Annotated in this window: 5 protein-coding genes; all 5 read right to left on the bottom strand. The window is 31.1% G+C overall.

What is annotated here, in order from left to right; translation table 11 throughout:
- A partial coding sequence (locus tag QZZ53_RS16850; protein WP_296386877.1) for a hypothetical protein occupies window positions 1-1,278 on the bottom strand: 1,278 nt, incomplete at its 3' end.
- 68 nt (window positions 1,279-1,346) lie between these two features.
- Window positions 1,347-2,468, bottom strand: a complete 1,122-nt coding sequence (locus QZZ53_RS16845; RefSeq protein ID WP_296386875.1) for an ABC transporter permease — start codon at window positions 2,466-2,468, stop codon at window positions 1,347-1,349.
- Window positions 2,468-3,574 (bottom strand): ABC transporter permease, encoded by a 1,107-nt coding sequence (locus QZZ53_RS16840; protein ID WP_296386873.1) that lies wholly within the window; start codon window positions 3,572-3,574, stop codon window positions 2,468-2,470. Before QZZ53_RS16840 ends, QZZ53_RS16845 begins: the two co-directional genes overlap by 1 nt.
- Window positions 3,571-4,299, bottom strand: a complete 729-nt coding sequence (locus QZZ53_RS16835; protein WP_296386871.1) for an ABC transporter ATP-binding protein — start codon at window positions 4,297-4,299, stop codon at window positions 3,571-3,573. The genes QZZ53_RS16840 and QZZ53_RS16835 overlap by 4 nt, the downstream gene beginning before the upstream one ends.
- Before the next feature lie 70 nt (window positions 4,300-4,369).
- Window positions 4,370-4,956 (bottom strand): ATP-binding cassette domain-containing protein (locus QZZ53_RS16830; protein ID WP_296386869.1); only part of this gene is annotated, 587 nt, incomplete at its 5' end.

Here is a 4,956-nt window from a genome sequence, read left to right as displayed (position 1 = left end):
GCTCTGCGTACCATTATTTATAAAGAAGATATTTTCTTGAGTACTTTCAATGCCTCCAAAAATATAGCCAACAAGTGTAACCCCATCTTGTAAATTATTGATGTCTATTATTTGATCAGATAAATAATTAGAATTATTATCTAATGGAATAAACTCTGCTCCAGAACCTAATAATGTTGGCATTTCTATATTTAAACTACTTTCAGTCATAGAGCCATCACTATGCCTTGCAACCTTACTTATCGTTTTTACAAATGGTACATTATTATCTTGTACAAGGTTATTGTTTACATCTAATTTATACTGACTCATTCCGCCAAAAAACAAAGTATGCATTATATTATTCGAAATATCATAAACGGGTATTTTGGCGCTATGATACTGACTTAAATATTGATTGAAAGTATTATTAACTGTATAACCAGAAGCTGTCACATCTACAGTATTTAACCAAGGTAAATTCGCACTATGTTGAAAAACACCACTAAACATAGTAAAGCCTTCTGAACCGTCTGGGAAAATCTGAGGCGACATATTATAATCTCTTCTATGTAAATTATTGGTATCGTTTTGAGCAGAATAATTTAATATTGAAAGGTTTATCCCATCATCACTAATTTCAAAAGTCCTTATTTCATCTGTATAATTTTGAATAAATCCAGGTCCGTTATTTGGTCCTTGCGGATTGTATCTACCTTCAAAATATTGTCCTCCGCACAAATAAAACACATCATCAAGCAAACCTAATTGCCCACCTGTAACTGCAAGATTGTTATTTGTAATTTGTCTAAAAAAAGACGTTATTAAAGTTCCGTTTATAACAGCTGTAGCCAATCCATCTACGTCTATAGCAGTCAATTTACCATAAGTAACATGATCATTTTGAGTTGCACTATAACCATAGCCTCCCATTATATAAAGTGTACTCCCTCTTTGGTAAAACTCTTGATTTGTAGATTGTAATTGCTCAAATAATGATGCTTGTAAAACACTTAATGACATACTCCAAGTTTGGTTAGTCAAAGGATCTATCACATAAACACTTTTGTTATTATCATTTTCTTGAAAAGCCGCAAAAGGTTGCCTTTGATGCAGACCATCAATTCTACCTCCAATAATAACCCATTTACCATTATTAGTTTTTCCCCAAGAGAAAGAATGAACGTTTGGCGCATTTGTAATTGTTAAAGGTTCTATTTGAACTGTAAATTGGTCTTGTGCAAATGAGTTTGCAATTGCAAATAAAGAAAGAACTAATATTAAATGTATTTTTCTCATGATTTTTTAATTAAAAATCAAAGTTAGAATTAATAAAAATTGAAAACTGTATCTAATGTTACACTACTTCAATTGGTCTTCTTATAACTCCAAACTGCTAAACCATTCATAATTATTGCATAAAGTATTGTTTTTAATAATTGTGGAAGTATATCCATAAACCCTGAACCTTTTAGCATTACCATTCGCATTACTTCAACAAAGTATTTTATAGGATTAAATTCTGTGACTATTTGAGCCCATTTAGGCATACTTTCTATAGGTGTAAATAAACCGCTCATTAATATAAAAATCACAGTAAAAAACCAAGCAATAAACATGGCTTGCTGTTGCGTATCTGTGAAATTTGAAATAAATAAACCAATACCTAAAATGACCAAAATATAAATGGACGTGTATAAATACATTAATGGTAAGCTACCAATCATAGGAACATTAAAGATTACCTTTGCTAATATTAACCCAACAGTTAACAAGCCCATACCAATGACCCAAAAAGGAAATAGTTTCCCAATAATAAATTGACTTTTTTTAATTGGTGTCACATTTATCTGCTCTAATGTGCCAATTTCTTTTTCGCGTACAATGTTCATTCCAGATAAGAATAAAGTAATCATAGTAACCAATAGCACCAATATACCAGGAACCATAAACGTTTTATAATTTAAAGTTTCGTTATACCAGAATAATGGAATAGTTTCAATACTAATTGGCTGTATTTGTTGGTCTGAAACTTGCAATAAATCAACTTTCAAATGTTGATTAAATCTTTGCACAATTTGAGTAACATATACATTTTCTACACCAGCAGCTGCACCATCAATAGCATTAATGGTAACTCCTAAATTGTTGTATTTTTCTTTTTGCAAATCGCGTTCAAAATATTGTGGGATTTCTAAAATAACATCTACTTCTCCATTCAACATTGCTTCACTGGCTAATACTTTCGAAGGGAAATCTGTTGACACATTAAAATAAGTAGACGCATAAAACTGTTCTATTAGAGATCTAGACGTTGATGTATGGTCGTTATCAATATAACCAAATTTGATGTTCTTAACTTCAAAAGTGGCAGCATTAGACAAAATAACGAGTTGTAATAATGGTAAAATAAAAATGATAGGAAGCATCCCTTTATTTCTAAAAATTTGCTTGAACTCTTTTTGTATGATGTATAAAATTGTTTTCATTACTCGAGCCTGATTTTATATTTTTTCACACTTAATCCAATGAAAAAAACTGTCATTCCTAATAAGATCAAAGTTTCTTTCCAGATAAATTGTAATCCTACACCTTTTAGCATTATGCCTTTGATAATGATGATAAACCATTTAGCAGGAATAATATTACTGATCATTTGCAATGGTAAAGGCATACTTGAAATAGGAAAAATAAAACCAGATAATAGAATCACTGGAAGCATCAAACCCATTAAGGAAATCATCATAGCTGTTTGTTGTGTAGCAGAAATGGTAGAGATTAATATACCTAAAGCCAATGCTGTGATAATGAACAATACACTCTCTAGTGCCAGAAGAAATAAACTACCTTGAACAGGCATATTAAAGATAAAGATGCTCAACACGACTATAACAACAGCGTTAATAATTGATAGAAAAATATATGGAAATACTTTCCCTACAATTACCTGAATAGGCTTTAATGGAGATACTAAAAGTATTTCCATAGTACCTAATTCCTTTTCTCTAGTAATGGAAATGGAAGTCATCATTGCTGAAACTAACATCAATATAATAGTCATCACTCCAGGAACAAACATGTACACACTTTTTAATTCTGGATTATAAACCATTCGTGTTTCTGGAACAATTTGATAAGCAATAGTAATGTCTTTGTTTAACTGCTTTTGATACTGTTGAAGAATCGCATTTACATAATTGCTTATAGTATTTGCTGTATTTGGGTCTGTAGCATCTGTTATAATTTGAATAGTTGCTTTGTGATCTTTAATTAGATTTTTACTAAAATCCTTTTCAAAATTCAACACTGCTTTTACGTGTCCTTTTTGAAAAACCGAAGCAATGTCTGCTTCATTAGTAACCATTTGTTTGATGCTGAAGTATTTTGAAGCAGCTATTTTATTAATGATTTCTGTTGTGGTTGCATCTTTTGAGTGATCCAAGATGGCTATATTAACATTATTAATTTCATTTGTAATGGCAAAGCCAAATAGTAAAATTTGCGCAATTGGCATTCCGAAGAGAATAAACAACGAACGTCTATCCCTAAAGATATGATAGAATTCTTTTTTTATGAAGCCTATAAATCTTTTCATTCTCTAGCAAGTTTTAAAAACACATCGTTCATGTTTTCAGCTTTAAACTGCTCTTTAAGTTTTTTAGGTGTATCTAAAGCTTCTATTCTTCCATTTACCATAATAGAAACACGATCGCAATATTCTGCTTCGTCCATATAATGTGTGGTTACAAAAACGGTTGTACCTTGGTTTGCTGCTTTGTAAATGAGCTCCCAAAATTGCCGTCTTGTAATCGGATCTACACCTCCAGTAGGTTCGTCTAAAAACACAATTTTTGGATTGTGTAATAATGACACAGAAAAGGATAGTTTTTGTTTCCAGCCCAATGGTAAAGAACCTACTAGTTTATTTTCAACTTTTTCAAGCCCTAATTCTTTAATCAAAACTTCAGACTTTTCTTTTATTCGTTTTCTTGATAATCCATAAATACCTCCAAAAAAAGTAATATTTTCTTTAACCGTTAAATCGTCATACAAAGCAAATTTCTGACTCATATAGCCAATGTTTTTTTTGATATTTTCAGCATGAGTAAAGACATTATAACCTGCAACATTAGCCTTGCCAGATGTTGGATTAGAAATGCCTATCAACATTTTCATAGCTGTAGTTTTTCCAGCTCCATTCGCTCCCAGAAAACCAAATATTTCACCTTTCTTTACGTGAAAAGTAATAGCATTTACAGCTGTAAAATCACCAAATACTTTCGTTAATCCTTCTACTTGTATGACTTTGTTAGTATTCATAATTTCTATTTTGTCTCATCGAGCGCAGTCGAAATGTCTTAATAGTTCTCGATTGTGCTCGAACAGACATCTATTTTGCTAATTCCATAAAAGTATCTTCAATAGTAGCTACTGTTTTTTTAATCTCTACATTCGATAAATTATTAGATTCTAAAAACATTTTTAAATCTTCTGGATTAAAATCTGTTCGACTATCTGTATAATGTACAAACTCACCAAAAGGGTACACACTGTGATTGTGCTCATAGGTATTTAAGCTATTAATTAGTTGATACATATTATTTGCACTCACGTTATAAATTTGTTTTGGATAATGCTTTACAATAGATTCTGGAGTATCAATTTCTAAAATTTTGCCATCTTGAATCAATGCAATTCTATCGCATAATTCTGCTTCATCCATATATGGAGTTGACACCAAAATCGTTATACCCTTTTTTTGTAGACGTTTTAACATTTCCCAAAATTCTTTTCTTGAAACAGGATCAACTCCTGTGGTTGGTTCGTCTAAAAACAATACTTTAGGCTTATGAATTAAAGCACAGCACAAAGCGAGTTTTTGTTTCATTCCTCCAGCCAATTTGCCAGCTCTACGGTCTTTAAAAGGTTCTATTTGTATGTATATATCTTTTATTAAATCGTAATTTTCTTCAATGG

This window comes from Winogradskyella sp. (assembly GCF_016744625.1).
GTDB lineage: Bacteria > Bacteroidota > Bacteroidia > Flavobacteriales > Flavobacteriaceae > Winogradskyella.
The sequence above is the reverse complement of the archived record's forward strand: the minus strand, read 5'-3'. Positions and strand labels throughout refer to the sequence as shown.